Below are 13612 nucleotides of genomic sequence, written 5' to 3'. Positions count from 1 at the left end.
AGGAGCGACCGGTCCGGCGCAGTGGCCGGCACCGCCCCCTGAGGTCCGGTCGTCGACGTTCGGTGCGCCTCAGGGGCGGCGCGCGTCCGGCAAGAGCCAATCGACGACGGGCGGCCCGCCATGGCCGTGCGTCAGCACGATCCACACGTAATCCTCCTTCCCGCCTTTCTGGGTGACGGAGCCTTCGACCAGCAGGCGTCCCGGCGGCATGCTCGGCCGCCGGGACAGGACGAGGACGTGGCTCACCGGCCATGCCCGCCGGTAGAGCGCATGCCGGCGCTGCCCGGCGAGGAACGGCAGCGGCACCAACGCCGCCACTCGGCGGCGCGCCACCCTCAGGCCGGCCTCGACGAACGCCACGCTGCCCTTTCCGCTGTAGTAGGGCGGGTTGCAGATGACGTTGTCGAAGCTGCCCGCCGGCCAGGCGCCCGGCAGCGTGAAGTCGACCAGCGGCGTGCAATGGCGATAGCCCCGGTCCACCAGATCGGACCCGATGGCGTCGAGCCCGTGCCGCCGGCACGCCTCGACGATCCGTCCCATGCCGCACGCCGGGTCGAGCACCGTCCCGGCGAAGTCGACGGCGCGCAGCAGCTCGTCGGTGCACCAGGGCTCTTCGACGTACCAGTCGTGGGGATCGTGCTCGTACGCCGCCGACCCGTGCCGGTTGAGAGCGTTCTTCGCCACCGGGAGGGGCGCGGGGAGGGGATCGCCGGTCATACTCCGCACATCCCTTCGCATTCGCTGATCCAATCCAGTTGCCCGCGGTCCTCGTCGCTGCGGATGTCGGCTTCGGCCAACGGCACCAGGGAGCGGTGCAGGTAAAGCGCGGCCTCGAAGCGTCCGGCCCTACCGTTCGCCCGTAGAGCCGCGTCAACCGCGCAGGCTGCGGCGAACCCGGCCGGATCATTGTCCCGCAGCCAGCGCCACTCTTCATTCTTGCGGAACGGACACTCGCAACAGGCCGATTTCGGTGGCGTCGGGTACCCGTTGCGCTCCAACCAACGCAGGCAGTCCCAGCGGCGCAGGCCGAGGTCGATCAGCGGGTGCGTGTTGGTGATGTACTTCACCCGGCTCGGCTTCATCCGCTCGACTTCGTCACGGCTGATTCCCACCAGCATGGTGCAGGAGCCGGGACGCGGACGCTTCACGCCCAAGCGGTCCCTTATGAACCGCCGGATCGGCTTGAGCTTGTACTCCTCGGTGCACTGCCGTCGTGCCATCATCGGCTTGCCGGCTGGGGCACGCCCATGGAACGGAATGCTTACAAACCGGTGACCGTCCGCGTTGACCCCTTCCAGCAGGTTGGAACGAAGATTGCCGCGGGAGACGATGTGCACCGGGAAGGGCAGGACGTTGCCGCTCATCAGCCAACGCAGATGCTCATAGACGGGTGCCGGTTCCGCGCCCGTGTCGGCGAACACGGCGAAGTCGGGCGGTTCGATCTCTCCATGAGCCGCCATCAACGCCATGGTGGTCGACTGCACGCCGGCGCCAAGGGAAAGCACTCGCAGCGTCACGCCACAACCCTCCCCCGCCGGTCATGACCGTCCACGGCGTCGCCCCGCAACCGGGCGGCCTTGACCGCCCGCGCCACGCGCTGTGCGTAGGTCGGCGACTCCATGATCATCGGCCACATGAGGTCATAGACGTCCGACCAGATGCGCCGCGGCTGCCGGGGCCGGGCGCACCGGCGCTCCGGGTGCCCGTAGAGCCGCAGCAGCTCGGCGTACACGTCGGCCGGGGCACGGCGGGTCTGCCCGATCCATTCCAGGGCCAGCTTCCGGGCGTCCATCTCGTCCGTCATCCCGTCGCCCTCCACGGTGCGCCGGCGCGCGCCGCGGTGCGGTCGCCAAAGCCCACGGCCCGGCCGCCCCGGGCGAGCGCATGGCGCGTCCGCGCCCGCGCCTCGTCGCCGGCCCTCTCCGCCCCCAGCACCACCACCTCGGCGATCGACGGAGGCAGCACGAGGCCGGCCATGGCCGACAGGCTGCCCGCCACCCAAACCGGCAGATCGGGCCGCGCCATCCGGGCGCGCAGCCCCACCGCCAAGCCCGTCGCCAACAGCAACCGGTCGCCCCCCAGCGGAGAGAGCCGCACAGCGGCGCCCCACCAGTCGCCGAGGCCGCGCATGGCGCGTTGCGCCGTGCCCCCGCCGTCGACGATGTGCGCCGGCCGCCCGTCGTCGGCCAGCCACAGCGCCAGGACACCGCACAGGAGTGGCCGTCCGTCCGTGTCCTCGCCCCAGCGCGCCATGGGGGCGACCAGCGCCGGCCAGCGCCCCAACTCCGCCGAGACGCCACCGCCGGCCGCCGCCACCTCGTACGTCAGCGCCGGCACGAACCCCAGCACCGGCCAGCCGCCTCGGCCGCCCGGCCCCGCCGGGTCTATCCGCTCCGCGGCCAGCCAGCGCGCCGCCGGGGTCCGCTCAAGCGCCTGGCGCGACCGCCACAGCGTCCGCGCCCGCTCAACCGCCTCGCCCCGGCGCTCCGGATCGAGGCGCAGCATCCCGCCGGCACCGGCGCGCCCGCCGCGCCGGGAGCCAAGCCCGCCCCGGGCCGGAGGCGGTGGCAGGTCACGCGGCTCCTTGGCGCCGGCGGTCAGCCCGCTGTCGATGATCTTCGCCAGCTTCTCCGGCTTCCACGGCCCCCTCTTCGGGTCCCAGGACCACGCCAACGCCGCCGCCATCAGGTGCTGACGCGCCAAGCCTTCCGGCAGGTGGCCGCCGCCCACTAGGGTGCCCAGCTTGAACGCGGCCTCGTTCAAGGCATTGTTCTGATTGCCCGGCAAGGTCTGCCGGACCGTCTTGCACTCGTCCTCCAGGGCGGCGCGCGCGTAGGGGTGCACACCACCGGCCGGCAGCGGCCGGGCCGCGGAAACCGGCTGCGGCTTGTCCAGCCGTTTCGCCAGCCACGCCGGCAGCGTCTTGCCCTCGACCCGTGCCCGGCACCACTCCAGGTCCTCGTCCCCGCCCACCAGCAGGCGGAGAAGCCAGTCCGGCGCCGCGGCGATCGGCGTCGCCGCCGGATCACCCGACCACCTGTACCGCCCGCCGTTGGGGTGGATCGAAGGGCCGACGACGATGTACCCGCCGTCGCCGCGGGTATCGAGCCCCGGGCCCAGCCGTTTCGACGCGCTGTTCGGCACCGCATGGCCCGGCCACTTGAACAGCCAGTGCCGACCGCCCGACGGCGTCGACTGGCCCAGCGTCTCGGGCAGCGCCTCGCCGAACAGGTCCTGCAGGAGCGCCAGCGTGGCGAATCCATCCTTTCCCGCGGCTTGGTCGATGTCGGCGTCGAGCACCCACCAGCCGGCACCTTCGCCGGCCGCGACGCCGACGTTGGCGTGCGGCCAGCGGCCCCAGAACTGCTTTACCCAGAACGGGGACCTCTTGGCGTCGAGCACCCCGTGTTCAATCAGGCCCTCGGCCTTGCAAGGAACCTTGCCGCGCTCCTGGCACGGGAAGACGGGCCAACCGAGGCCGGCGTACTGCGCTGCTGCCTCCTGAAGCTCGGGGCCGGGCACCTCGCCGGTCATGACCGGCCCCCGTCGAACACCGGCGGCGGCATGGCGTCGTGGAGCACGCCGTCCAACAGGCGACCGGCAGCCTTCTTGCCGACGCGCTCGATCAGTCGCACCGGCAGCCCTTCGGGAACCTCGCCGAACTGCTGGAAATGGCGGCCGTCGAGAGCGACGAACGACGGGCGGATCGCACCCAGGGCGGCCGGGTTGGGTGCCGTCTCGAAATCGGCATCAGCTTCCACCACGTCGACGGCCGGGCTGCCCGTGTCGAACTCGCGGAACTCGCCCCATTGCTTCATGAAGAACGCGGTCCCCGCCGCCGCGCACTGGTCGCGCAGGCTCCGCACCCAATCGGGATGCATCGGCCGAGCCTGCGCACCGGACTCACCCCCGACGATGATCCAGTCGAGGGCCGGCCGGTCGCCGCAGAGATCGTCAAGCGCGTCATCGGCGGTCGCGCGGAGATCCACCGGCCCCAACAGCGGCTCCACGCTGAGGAACCGCACCACTGCCGGCGCGGCCAGCAGGTGCGGAATGCGCCGGTCGGCCTCCTGCTGGTTCTCCGCCGTCGTGCCCAGCCAAACGTTCGGCCACGGCCACGGCGGAAGGTCGCGCTCCACCAGCTGCTCGACGTGGCTGCCCGGCAGCATCTTGCCGATGTTCTGCGGGCGCTTGGTCAACAACAGCCAGTCAAGGTGCGGCGTGGACGCGATCAGCGCCCACAGGTCCACCCGCCATTCAGCCGGCACTTGGTTGTCGAAGACGTCGGCGAGGCTGGCGCAGAACACCTTCGGCCGAACCCCGGCAGCCTCGGCCGCGCGGTTCCACTTGATGGGTTGCTGCCAGTAGGTCGTCGTCGTCCGCTTGCGCTCGCCGCCCCACTGCACGTGCCCGGACCGCCTGGCCCACCCCTCGGCAAAGCAGTGATCGCACGCCCGGCTGATCTTGGTGCAGCCGACCCACGGGTTGAAGGTGTGGTCCGTCCACTCGATCCCGCTGCGCTCACCCATGGCGCACCACCGCCGGCAGAGCCGCCAACACCTCGGCCGGCGGGGTCCAGAAGCCCAGCATGCCCTTACAGGGGATCGGGCGTTCGTAGACGACGGGGCGTTCAAGCACGTAGCCGTACGGCCCGAAGAACCAGGGAGACTCCATCCTGGTGACGCAGTCGACGATAGCGACCTGCCCGACAATGCAGCCAATCGACGGCCGGACCATCGGGGCGGTGACTTTCGGGCATCCGGCGCGCTCGGCGATCGGGCTGAACTCGTACATTTCTTCCAGCACGTCGACGGTCCGCCACCACTTCGACGTGTGCACCAGGATCGTGCCGCGGATCTTGGTCGGCTTCGGGCGGTTCTCAACGGGCTTGGCGCCCTGCAAAATCCACCACCACCAGGGGGACCGGATGGACAGCGCTCGCATGCCGCACCTCACCCGCACACCAGGTCGAGCCAGCGCCCGCGCAGCGCGGTGCACGTGCCGCGCTCGTCGGCGATGTCGACCGCCATCGCCCGGGCGAAGAGGGTCGCCTGCCGGTCGCCGAGGTCGCTCAGCAGGCGGATGCCGGTGGTGCCGATCCGGTCGACCAGCGGCAGCACGTCGAGGCGGGCGGGGGCGGTCATGACCACACCTCCGAGGGGCCGCGCGGGTCGGGCGCATACCGGTATTCCGGCGCGGCCCACCAGTCCGATTGAAGGGCGGAAAGGTAGAGCACCGGCAATCCTCGCCGCTCCGCAAAGGCGATCTCGTTGCGCGTCGATTCGCCGATGTACGGCTGCCCGTCGACGGGCAGGTCGAGCACGAGCACCGCGTCCGAAAGCCGGATCTTGGACAGGTGGACCTCGTCGAGGATCGCCTTCTCGTCCGGCGCAGGGTCGGCGCGCCCCATGCCGCGCCACACCGCAATCGACAGGACGACGTTGCCTTGCAGGGTTAGGCGGGCCGCCCATTCCTGGAACGCGGCCTTGAAGCGGGTCGAGCCGCACAGCGTGATCACCGCCATGGTCACGCCTCCCCCGTCCGCAGCCGCCGGGCCTGCTCCGCGACCAGCAGCGCCCCGGCCCGGTCCAGGTCGCGCCCGGCGTCCCTCGGCTTCCACCAGGCAGCTGACCACGGCCACACCAGCCACGCGAGCCCCAGCACCGCCCGGCGCCGCCACCCCGCGGCCAGCCCGTGCGCCAACGCCGACAGCGCGTAGGCCGCCCCCGCCGCCGCCAGCTCGCCCGGCGGATACCGGTCGTCGGCGGCCGGGCGGCATCCCTCGCCGGTGATCTGCCGCGCCCGCTCGGCCGCCGTCCGGTGCAGCGCCACCACGTCCTGCGGACCGAGCCCCGCGGGCAGCACCAGCGTCCGCCCGGCGAGGCCGCCCCACGGCGTCCAGCTCACCCGCCGCTCGGCATAGACCTCGACGCCGAGACGGGTGGAGACCACCAGCCCCACTTCGGCCCACAGCCGCACCACGTGCACGCGGTCCAGCGCCCGCGCCTGGTGCCAGGTGGCGTAGGCCACATAGAGGTCGTAGAGCTGCCCGACGGTGACGCACTCGCCGGCACCCCCCGGCTCCACGGCCGCCCGCGCGAACGCCAGCGCGGTTTCCGCCGTGCGCCCCCGCTTGCGCGGTTTGTCCTCGGCGTCCGGCGCCGGCGCCGGCTCGCGGGCGATGCTGCTGGTCGCACTCGACATGGTCTACTCTCCCATGGCTTCGGCGGCGAGCGCGGCGAAGGTCATCTGCGCATCGGTCGCGGCCGGGGTTGAAGGGGTCGCCCCGCCGCGCGCGGCCGCGCGCTGGCACGGGGCGACGGAGGCGCAGTAGGCGGCGGCGGCGCGGCCCAGCGCGTCGCGGCCCCCGCCGCCGTCCAGAAAGGCGATGGCCTCGGCCAGCAAGGTGCCGGCGAAGCCGCCCGGCGGCGGCGGGTCGGCGGCGACCGCGGCCACCGCCTCGGTCAGGCGCGCCCGCTCCGCGTCGCCGCAGCACCGGCCGAGGCTCGCCCCGTTGGCGGCCAGGGCCAGGGCGGTGAGGGGAGGCAGCGCGCCCACGGTGTCAGCTCCCCGCGCCCAGCAGCTCGGCCGCCGCCTGCGCCGCTTCCTCGAGGCGGTCGACCACGGCGTGCACCTCGGCGCACTCCTGCAGGATGGCCCGCAGCTCCTCCGGCGTGACCCGCGAGCCGCCGGCCGACCGCGCCGACAGGGACGCCGACACCGCCGACGTCGCCTGTCCGACCTCGATCATCAGGGCCGCCACCAGCGCCAGAGGATCGGCCGAGCGGCAGCGCCCGCGGCGCAGCTCGGCCCGGTAGCCCGCCAGCAGCGGCGGCGCGGCGTCCGCGGCCATGCAGGCGCGGTCCAGCGCGACCATCTGATAGGCCGGCAGATGGTGGTCGTCGTCATCGGGGTCCGCCCAGTAGCGGACGAGCCGCGTGCTCTTGCCCGCGACGCGGCTCGCGCCGTCGTCGCCGAGGATGACGAGCGCCTGTGACACCCCGTCCTTGAGCGTGCCCGGCTGCCGCAGCTTCATTGTCCGATCCCTTCCTGTGGATGGAACAAGACGGGTGGCGCTCCACCTGCGATACTGCCGTCATGGACACCAGCACCAAGCGCGGGCCGCAGCAGCGCGGCCCACACCACCCACAGCGCCAGGGTCGCCAGGACGGCCAGCACCGCCGCGCCGCGCGTAGGCGGAAGCGTCATCGCCCGGCTCCTTGCCCCTCCGGAGCCGGGGGCTCGAAGAACCAGGCGTCATCCCACGTCGCTGCCGAGGTGAGGGCGTGAGTGCGGATGCGAGCCAAGTCGCCTTGCGACGGCTCCAGTTCGCCGCGCTCCCATCGGCTGACGGTCGCCTGTGTGGTGCACGCGATCCGGGCCAGCTCGCACTGCGAGATGCCGAGGACGTGCTTGCGGATGTATCGCATCGGGTTCATGGCCGCTGAATTTATGCGCATGCGCATATCAGCGCAAGAGGTAATTTGGTTGATTATGTGCGCTCGTATTTGCCTTGTGATACGCCAGCGAATATGCCCTACCTCATGAACCCGCTCGCAGAACGTATCCGTCGGCTCCGCAAATCCCGCGGGCTTAACCAGCACGAGTTTGCTGAACTGCTGGGCGTGTCCCAGCCGACCGTCAGCCGCTGGGAACGAGGGATGCAGGAACCCGAGTTCGATCAAATCGTCGCACTGAGCGACCTTGCGGGCGAGACGCCGCAGCAGTTTGCTTTCGGCGAACGGGTCAATGAAGAGTTAACGCTCCAACCTGTATTTGTGCTGGGCGCGGTGCAGGCGGGAGAGTGGGTCGAAGCGGTGGAATGGGAAAGAGAGCAGTGGTACTCGGTGTCGCTCCCACCGCATCCGCAGTTTCCGAACATCAAGCGCTTCGGCCTTGAAGTCCGGGGGCCCAGCATGAACCGGGTCTTTCCGGAGGGTGCGGTCGTCGAGTGCATCCGCTTCGAGGACATCATGTCCGAGCCCCGCGAAGGCGACTACGTCGTTGTCGAGCGGCATCGGCACGACGCCCTGATCGAAGCCACCGTCAAGAAGCTGGTCGTCCACGACGGCGTGCCATGGCTGATGCCAGAGTCCGATCACCCGGCATTTCAAAAGCCGATCCCCCTGAACGACGGGCACGATGACGACGTCGAGAGCATCGTGATTTCGGCCCTGGTCGTCGGATCGTACCGCACCTTCGTTCGGCGCTAAGCACCCTCCGATCTGAATAACCGCGCATCACAAGCGTCGCCGTTATACGCGCTTGTATTTTTCGCGTTGACACGCGTTATGCGTAGGCGCATATATGCGTGACGCGTCCACCCGAGTGGGCGTTTCCTCCCTAACCTTCCCCCGGCGGGTTGCTCCATCACCCGCCGGGGATCTTTCCCGGAGGCTTCGCGTGCAGCTCCCCGATCTCCCGCTCGACAAGGTGCCGGCGCATCTCGCGTCCCACCACGTCGCCACCGTCACCGTCGGCTCGCCGCGCCGCGTCGTCGAGACCAGGCCGGGCGCCTTGGCGGCCGCCGTCGCCGCCTACGACGCCGGCCTGTGCGAGCTGGCGCAGCTCCGGCTTTCCGACGACTGGCACGCCCAGTTCGCCATCCCGCGCCGCGTCGTCGTCGAGCGCCTGCCGCACCAGCGCCTCGCCCTGCGCCTGGGCGAGCACGGGCGCGTTTATCCCCGCACCGCCTGCTGAGGGTCCACCATGCGCCACACCACCCCCGCCGACGCCGCCCGCGCCATGGCCGAGCTGATGGGCGAGCGCGCCGCCGCCGGCGGCTGCTGCACCGAGGATGACCTTCTCGCCGCCGGCTACAGCCGCGAGGACATCGCCCGCCACGGCGACGCCGCCCGCGCCTTGGCCCGCCGCCGCGGCCTCGACCACGCCGCGTGACCCCGCCCGGGCCGGCTGCGTGCCGGCCCGGCGACGGCGACCCGAGGGGGCGGCCCCGCCGCCTCTTCCGGCCGCCGCCGGCCGGCGGGGCCCACCGGGAGCCTGTCCCGGCCTCGACCTCAGTATCCGTCAACCTTCACCCCCGGCGCACCCGCGCCGGGGGCCTTTCCGGAGGCATGCCTATGCTCCGCACCTACCTGGTCGATGGCGAGACGACAGGCACGACGATCAAGGTCGCCGCACTCGCCCTCGCCCTCGCCCTCGGCGTGCAGGTGGCGTCATGACGGCCGCCGAGTTGCTGGCGCTGCCCTGGCGACCCGACGGAGAGCCCGGCGTGATCCTCGCCGACGTCGGCCAGGACGGCCCGGCCGCCTGCGTCCTGACGGTCGATCCCCATCGCGACGCCGGCCTGTCCGACGAGGACGCGGCGGCCCTGGCCGCCCACCTCATCACCCTGCACAACGCCGCCCTGGCGGCGAAAGGGCGCGGGGGCGAGGCATGAACCTCCGCATCCTGAAGAAGCTATCCAAGCGAGCGGTAAAGATCCTTTGCGAGCGCCACGGCTACAAGCTGGGCGACTTCACCACGGCAAATGGAGACGAAACCACCGATGTGCCGGCGCGCGGATGGCCGCGCCACCAGCGCGAGCGCGTCGCCGGTCGGTCCCTGCCATTCGTCTCTCTGCTGAAGGGCACGCCTCTCGTCTATCGGCGCGTTTCCTACGAGCACGACGAGTGGGATTTCCGAACCGCTTTCGAGGAGCTGCGGGAGCTGGATTTTTGGTCCAGCCCCGAAGCCGATGCGGCGATTGAAGCGATGCTCGCTGACGAGCCGGAAGACGACGACCACCACTGCGGCGAAGACGTGTGCGTCTGCGCCGATCGGGAAGGTTGACCGCGATGGACGGCATCCTTTTCGACCTTCCCGCCCATGGCCCTCGGCAACCCAGCCCCGACGAGATCATCGTTGTTGGCTTCGCCGGTGGCGGCGGCACATGCGAAGGCATCCGCATGGCCCTTGGTCGCTCGCCCGACGAGGCCTTGAACCACGACGAGGACGCGGTGTCGATGCACCGCGCCAACCACCCGGAGACCAACCACTGGTGCCAGAACATCTGGCAGGCCTCGCCGGCGGACGTCGCCCGCGGTCGGCCCATCGGGCTGGCGTGGTTCAGTCCGGACTGCACGCACTTCAGCAAGGCCAAGGGCGGCGTGCCGCGCAAGAAGCACATCCGCGATCTGGCGTGGGTGGTCGTGGCCTACGCCAAGCTCCCGATGCGCATCCGGCCGCGTGTGCTGATGCTCGAAAACGTCGAGGAGTTCGTGACGTGGGGGCCGCTCACCGAGGCCGGCCACCCCTGCCCGGACCGGCGCGGTCACACCTTCCGGGAGTGGGTCGGCGAGTTGCGCCGCCTCGGCTACCGGGTGGAGTGGCGCGAGAGCCGGGCCTGCACCTACGGCGCCCCGACGATCCGCAAGCGCCTGGCGGTGATCGCCCGGTGCGACGGGCGCCCCATCGTCTGGCTGGCCGCGACGCACGGCCCGGCCACCAGCCCTGAGGTGCTGGCCGGCGCGCTGCTGCCCTACCGCACGGCAGCCCGTGACGTCATCGACTGGTCGATCCCATGCCCGTCGATCTTCCTGATGAAGGAAGAGGCGAAGCTGCTGAAGGTGAAGCGGCCGCTCGAGGAAAACACCCTTAGGCGGATCTTCGCCGGCCTGCGCCGGTACGTGATCGAGCACGCCGACCCGTTCATCATCCCGGTCACCCATGGGGGCGGCGGCGGGAAGCACGCCGTCATCGCGCCCTACCTCTCCCGCCAGTTCGGCCAGAGCGTCGGCCACGGAGCTGACGAGCCGTCCGCGACCGTCACGGCTGGTGGTGGCGGAAAGAGCGCGCTCGTGATGCCATGGATGGTCCAGCACAACACAGGCGCGGTCGGCCACAGCGTCGACGGCCCGACATCCACCATCCTCAACGCCGGGTCCCACCAGATGCTGGCCGCCGCCAGCCTGATGAAGCTCTACGGCACCTGCCGCGACGGCCAGCACCCTGACCAGCCCATGCCGACCGTGACCGCCGGCGGCAGCCACGTCGCCGAGGTGCGCGCGTTCCTCACCAAATACTACGGCGAGGGCGGGCAGGATCAGGATTGCCGCGACCCCTTGCACACCGTGCCGACCAAGGCCCGCTTCGGGCTAGTCACGGTCGCCGGCAGCGCCTGGCAGATCGTCGACATCGGGATGCGCATGCTCACCCCGCGCGAGCTGTTCCGCGCGCAGGGCTTCCCGGACAGCTACGTCATCGACCGCGGCCACGACGGCCGGCGCTTCAGCAAGGCCGCCCAGATCCGCATGTGCGGCAACAGCGTGTCGCCTCCATGGGCGGCGGCTCACGTCCTCGCCAACGTCCTCGAGCTGGCGCGTAGCGCGCCGGCCGTCGCCGCGGAGTGATCGTGATGCGCAAGCCGTGTACACGCGTCGCGCCAGAGGCCTCCACAGCGTCACGCGGCGGCCGCTACGCTGAGTGCCCCTGCCGGGAGTGCGCGAAACCCTACCGCCCCAGCGATGCCGCGCAGGAATTTTGCTCTCCGATGTGCCGGGCCCGGTGGAACAACCGGGCCAAGGTGCGCGGCGCGCAGCTCTATGAGGCCGTCATGGCGTGGCGCGTCCTGCGCCGGCGCGGCGGGTTCTCGGTCGTGACCGCCCTCGTCTCCCGCTTCCTGGACGAGGACCGCACCGCCGGCCGCCGCTGGCGGCCCCGCGTCTACAACCCCGCCACCGGCCGGCGCGAGCGGCAAGGCTGAGACGGCATGCCGCGCGCCCAACCTCCTCCTCTTGAACGGCCTGCCGGGGGCATCCCCGCCGACCATCGGTCGGCGGATGACATCCTCGACGATTTCGTGCGTGCCCTTGCCCGGGGCTTGGCGCGCGCGCACCATCGGGCCGAGCAGGACGCCAAGACGGCCCGGACCCTCTGACATGCGCGCAGCCATCTACGCCCGGTTCTCGTCGGAGAACCAGCACGAGCGATCCATCGACGATCAGGTGCGCCTCTGCCAGGAATGGGTGGCGCGCCACGGCGGCACGGTGGCCGGCGTCTATGCCGACTACGCCCTGTCCGGTGCGCACCTGCGCAGTCGGCCGCAGGCCCTGCGCCTGCTGGACGACGCCCGCGCCGGCCTGTTCGACACGGTGATCGCCGAAGGCCTCGACCGCCTGTCGCGCGACCAGGAAGACATCGCCGCCATCCACAAGCGGATGGGGTTCGCCGGCGTCCGCATCGCCACCGTCCAGGAAGGCGACATCAGCGAGCTGCACGTTGGCCTCAAGGGCACGATGAACGCGCTGTTCCTCAAGGACCTCGCCGCCAAGGTGCGCCGGGGCCAGCAGGGCCGCGCCATCGCCGGCAGCGTTCCGGCCGGCCTATCGTACGGCTATGCGCTGGTGCGGGAGCTGGACGCCCGCGGCGAGCTGATCCGCGGCAAGCGCCGCGTCGATCCCGACCAGGCGAAGGCCATCCGCCGCATCTTCGAAGAGTACGCCGCCGGCCTCAGCCCCCGCGCCATCGCCGCCGGCCTCAACCGCGACGGCATCCCGTCGCCGTCGGGCGGCCACTGGAACGCCAGCACGATCAACGGCAGCGCCAGCCGGAAGAACGGCATCCTCTACAACGAGGCGTACATCGGGATCCTGATCTACAACCGCTTGACGATGGTGAAGGACCCCGAGACGGGAAAGCGCATCTCGCGGCCGCGCCCGCCGGCGGAGTGGGTGGTCACCGAGGTGCCCGAGCTGCGCATCGTCGATGACGAGATCTGGAACGCGGTGCAGGCGATCAAGGCGGGCTTCGCGCACATGCGCGTCGACAAGCGTCGGCGCGCCAAGCACGCCTTGTCCGGACTGATCCGCTGCGGCTGCTGCGGCGGTGCCTACACCGTCAAGAGCAAGGATCAGCTCGCATGCTCGGTGCACCGCGAGGCGGGCACCTGCGCCAACGGCCGGACGATCCGCATGGGCGACCTGGAGCGCCGGGTGCTCGACGGCATCCGCACGCGCTTGCTGTCGCCGCGCGCCGTCGCCGTCTTCGTCGAGACCTACCAGGCCGAGCGCCGGCGCCTGGCCCGCGAATCGGCTGGCCGGCGGGACGAGGTCAAGGCGCGCCTCGCCAAGGTCGAGCGGCAGTGCGCCAACATCGTCGACGCCATCGCCGACGGCGTGGCGAGCCCGACCATGAAGGCGAAGCTGAGGGAGCTGGAAGGGGAGCGGGCACACCTCGCCGCGGAGTGGGCGGCCTTGACCGCCGAGGAAGGCGCGACCGTCGTCAGCCTGCACCCGGCAGCCGTCGACCTGTACCGCAGCCGCCTGGACACGCTGCACAGCGCCCTGTCGCTGGCGCAGGACGACGAAGCCCGGGCCGAGGCCATGGCCCACCTGCGCGCCTTGGTGGCGCGGATCGAGGTGCATCCCGGCGCAGAGCGAGGGGTCACCGAACTGAAGGTGCTGGGGAGGATCGAAGAACTGATCGGCCTCGCCCGACCCGGGTCGGGCGAGGCCGCCAGCGGCAGTCGCCGAAGGACTGCAATGATGGTAGCAGCGGAGGGATTTGAACCCCCGACCAAGGGATTATGATTCCCCTGCTCTACCACTGAGCTACGCTGCCATCGGGTCCGGCCGTCGCCGGCCGGGACCGGTTAGATAGGCGAAGCGGCCGG

20 protein-coding genes and 1 tRNA gene are annotated in these 13612 nt (G+C 71.2%); 8 read left to right on the top strand and 13 right to left on the bottom strand.

Annotated features, from left to right (window positions below):
* Positions 1-69: 69 nt before the first annotated feature.
* The 12 genes from ACSBPG_RS13170 to ACSBPG_RS13115 all read right to left on the bottom strand — a co-directional run bounded on the left by ACSBPG_RS13170 (position 70) and on the right by ACSBPG_RS13115 (position 7430).
* Positions 70-717: a hypothetical protein gene (locus ACSBPG_RS13170; RefSeq protein WP_435537623.1), complete on the bottom strand. Its 648-nt coding sequence runs from the start codon at positions 715-717 to the stop codon at positions 70-72.
* Entirely contained in the window at positions 714-1517 is an 804-nt protein-coding gene (locus ACSBPG_RS13165) for a hypothetical protein (RefSeq protein ID WP_435537622.1), read from the bottom strand. The genes ACSBPG_RS13170 and ACSBPG_RS13165 overlap by 4 nt, the downstream gene beginning before the upstream one ends.
* Complete coding sequence (locus ACSBPG_RS13160; RefSeq protein WP_435537621.1) at positions 1514-1804, bottom strand: hypothetical protein; 291 nt, start codon at positions 1802-1804, stop codon at positions 1514-1516. Before ACSBPG_RS13160 ends, ACSBPG_RS13165 begins: the two co-directional genes overlap by 4 nt.
* Positions 1801-3534 (bottom strand): bifunctional DNA primase/polymerase, encoded by a 1734-nt coding sequence (locus ACSBPG_RS13155; protein ID WP_435537620.1) that lies wholly within the window; start codon positions 3532-3534, stop codon positions 1801-1803. The genes ACSBPG_RS13160 and ACSBPG_RS13155 overlap by 4 nt, the downstream gene beginning before the upstream one ends.
* Positions 3531-4529, bottom strand: a complete 999-nt coding sequence (locus tag ACSBPG_RS13150; protein WP_435537619.1) for a phage Gp37/Gp68 family protein — start codon at positions 4527-4529, stop codon at positions 3531-3533. Before ACSBPG_RS13150 ends, ACSBPG_RS13155 begins: the two co-directional genes overlap by 4 nt.
* A complete protein-coding gene (locus ACSBPG_RS13145; RefSeq protein WP_435537618.1) occupies positions 4522-4944 on the bottom strand; it encodes a hypothetical protein in 423 nt (140 codons plus the stop codon). Before ACSBPG_RS13145 ends, ACSBPG_RS13150 begins: the two co-directional genes overlap by 8 nt.
* Before the next feature lie 8 nt (positions 4945-4952).
* Positions 4953-5144, bottom strand: coding sequence for a hypothetical protein (locus ACSBPG_RS13140; RefSeq protein WP_435537617.1), 192 nt, complete (start codon positions 5142-5144; stop codon positions 4953-4955).
* On the bottom strand, positions 5141-5524 hold the full coding sequence (locus tag ACSBPG_RS13135; RefSeq protein WP_435537616.1) for a hypothetical protein: 384 nt from the start codon (positions 5522-5524) through the stop codon (positions 5141-5143). Before ACSBPG_RS13135 ends, ACSBPG_RS13140 begins: the two co-directional genes overlap by 4 nt.
* 2 nt (positions 5525-5526) lie before the next feature.
* Entirely contained in the window at positions 5527-6204 is a 678-nt protein-coding gene (locus ACSBPG_RS13130) for a hypothetical protein (RefSeq protein ID WP_435537615.1), read from the bottom strand.
* A 3-nt stretch (positions 6205-6207) separates the two neighbouring features.
* Positions 6208-6558 (bottom strand): hypothetical protein, encoded by a 351-nt coding sequence (locus ACSBPG_RS13125; RefSeq protein WP_435537614.1) that lies wholly within the window; start codon positions 6556-6558, stop codon positions 6208-6210.
* A gap of 4 nt (positions 6559-6562) precedes the next feature.
* A complete protein-coding gene (locus ACSBPG_RS13120) occupies positions 6563-7036 on the bottom strand; it encodes a hypothetical protein (RefSeq protein WP_435537613.1) in 474 nt (157 codons plus the stop codon).
* 169 nt (positions 7037-7205) lie between these two features.
* A complete protein-coding gene (locus ACSBPG_RS13115) occupies positions 7206-7430 on the bottom strand; it encodes a helix-turn-helix domain-containing protein (RefSeq protein ID WP_435537654.1) in 225 nt (74 codons plus the stop codon).
* Positions 7431-7532: 102 nt separating this feature from the next.
* Here ACSBPG_RS13115 and ACSBPG_RS13110 point away from each other — a divergent pair, with 102 nt between their 5' ends.
* The 8 genes from ACSBPG_RS13110 to ACSBPG_RS13075 all read left to right on the top strand — a co-directional run bounded on the left by ACSBPG_RS13110 (position 7533) and on the right by ACSBPG_RS13075 (position 13529).
* Positions 7533-8213: a LexA family protein gene (locus tag ACSBPG_RS13110; RefSeq protein ID WP_435537612.1), complete on the top strand. Its 681-nt coding sequence runs from the start codon at positions 7533-7535 to the stop codon at positions 8211-8213.
* A 190-nt stretch (positions 8214-8403) separates the two neighbouring features.
* Positions 8404-8700 (top strand): hypothetical protein, encoded by a 297-nt coding sequence (locus ACSBPG_RS13105; protein ID WP_435537611.1) that lies wholly within the window; start codon positions 8404-8406, stop codon positions 8698-8700.
* Positions 8701-8709: 9 nt separating this feature from the next.
* Complete coding sequence (locus ACSBPG_RS13100) at positions 8710-8898, top strand: hypothetical protein (RefSeq protein ID WP_435537610.1); 189 nt, start codon at positions 8710-8712, stop codon at positions 8896-8898.
* 280 nt (positions 8899-9178) lie between these two features.
* Positions 9179-9400 carry a hypothetical protein gene (locus tag ACSBPG_RS13095; protein WP_435537609.1) on the top strand — a complete coding sequence of 74 codons (222 nt, stop codon included), beginning with the start codon at positions 9179-9181 and terminating at the stop codon, positions 9398-9400.
* On the top strand, positions 9397-9792 hold the full coding sequence (locus ACSBPG_RS13090; RefSeq protein ID WP_435537608.1) for a hypothetical protein: 396 nt from the start codon (positions 9397-9399) through the stop codon (positions 9790-9792). The genes ACSBPG_RS13095 and ACSBPG_RS13090 overlap by 4 nt, the downstream gene beginning before the upstream one ends.
* 5 nt (positions 9793-9797) lie before the next feature.
* Positions 9798-11351, top strand: coding sequence for a DNA cytosine methyltransferase (locus tag ACSBPG_RS13085; protein WP_435537607.1), 1554 nt, complete (start codon positions 9798-9800; stop codon positions 11349-11351).
* A 140-nt stretch (positions 11352-11491) separates the two neighbouring features.
* Positions 11492-11704, top strand: coding sequence for a hypothetical protein (locus ACSBPG_RS13080; protein WP_435537606.1), 213 nt, complete (start codon positions 11492-11494; stop codon positions 11702-11704).
* 76 nt (positions 11705-11780) lie between these two features.
* Positions 11781-13529 carry a recombinase family protein gene (locus ACSBPG_RS13075; RefSeq protein ID WP_435537653.1) on the top strand — a complete coding sequence of 583 codons (1749 nt, stop codon included), beginning with the start codon at positions 11781-11783 and terminating at the stop codon, positions 13527-13529.
* Here ACSBPG_RS13075 and ACSBPG_RS13070 read toward each other — a convergent pair.
* Positions 13486-13560, bottom strand: a tRNA-Met gene (locus ACSBPG_RS13070). The genes ACSBPG_RS13075 and ACSBPG_RS13070 overlap by 44 nt on opposite strands.
* Positions 13561-13612: the final 52 nt, after the last annotated feature.

The organism is Azospirillum sp. ST 5-10 (genome assembly GCF_051225715.1).
Classification (GTDB): Bacteria; Pseudomonadota; Alphaproteobacteria; order Azospirillales; family Azospirillaceae; genus Azospirillum.
Note: the sequence above shows the minus strand (reverse complement) of the source record. Positions and strands in the feature narration are given on the sequence as shown.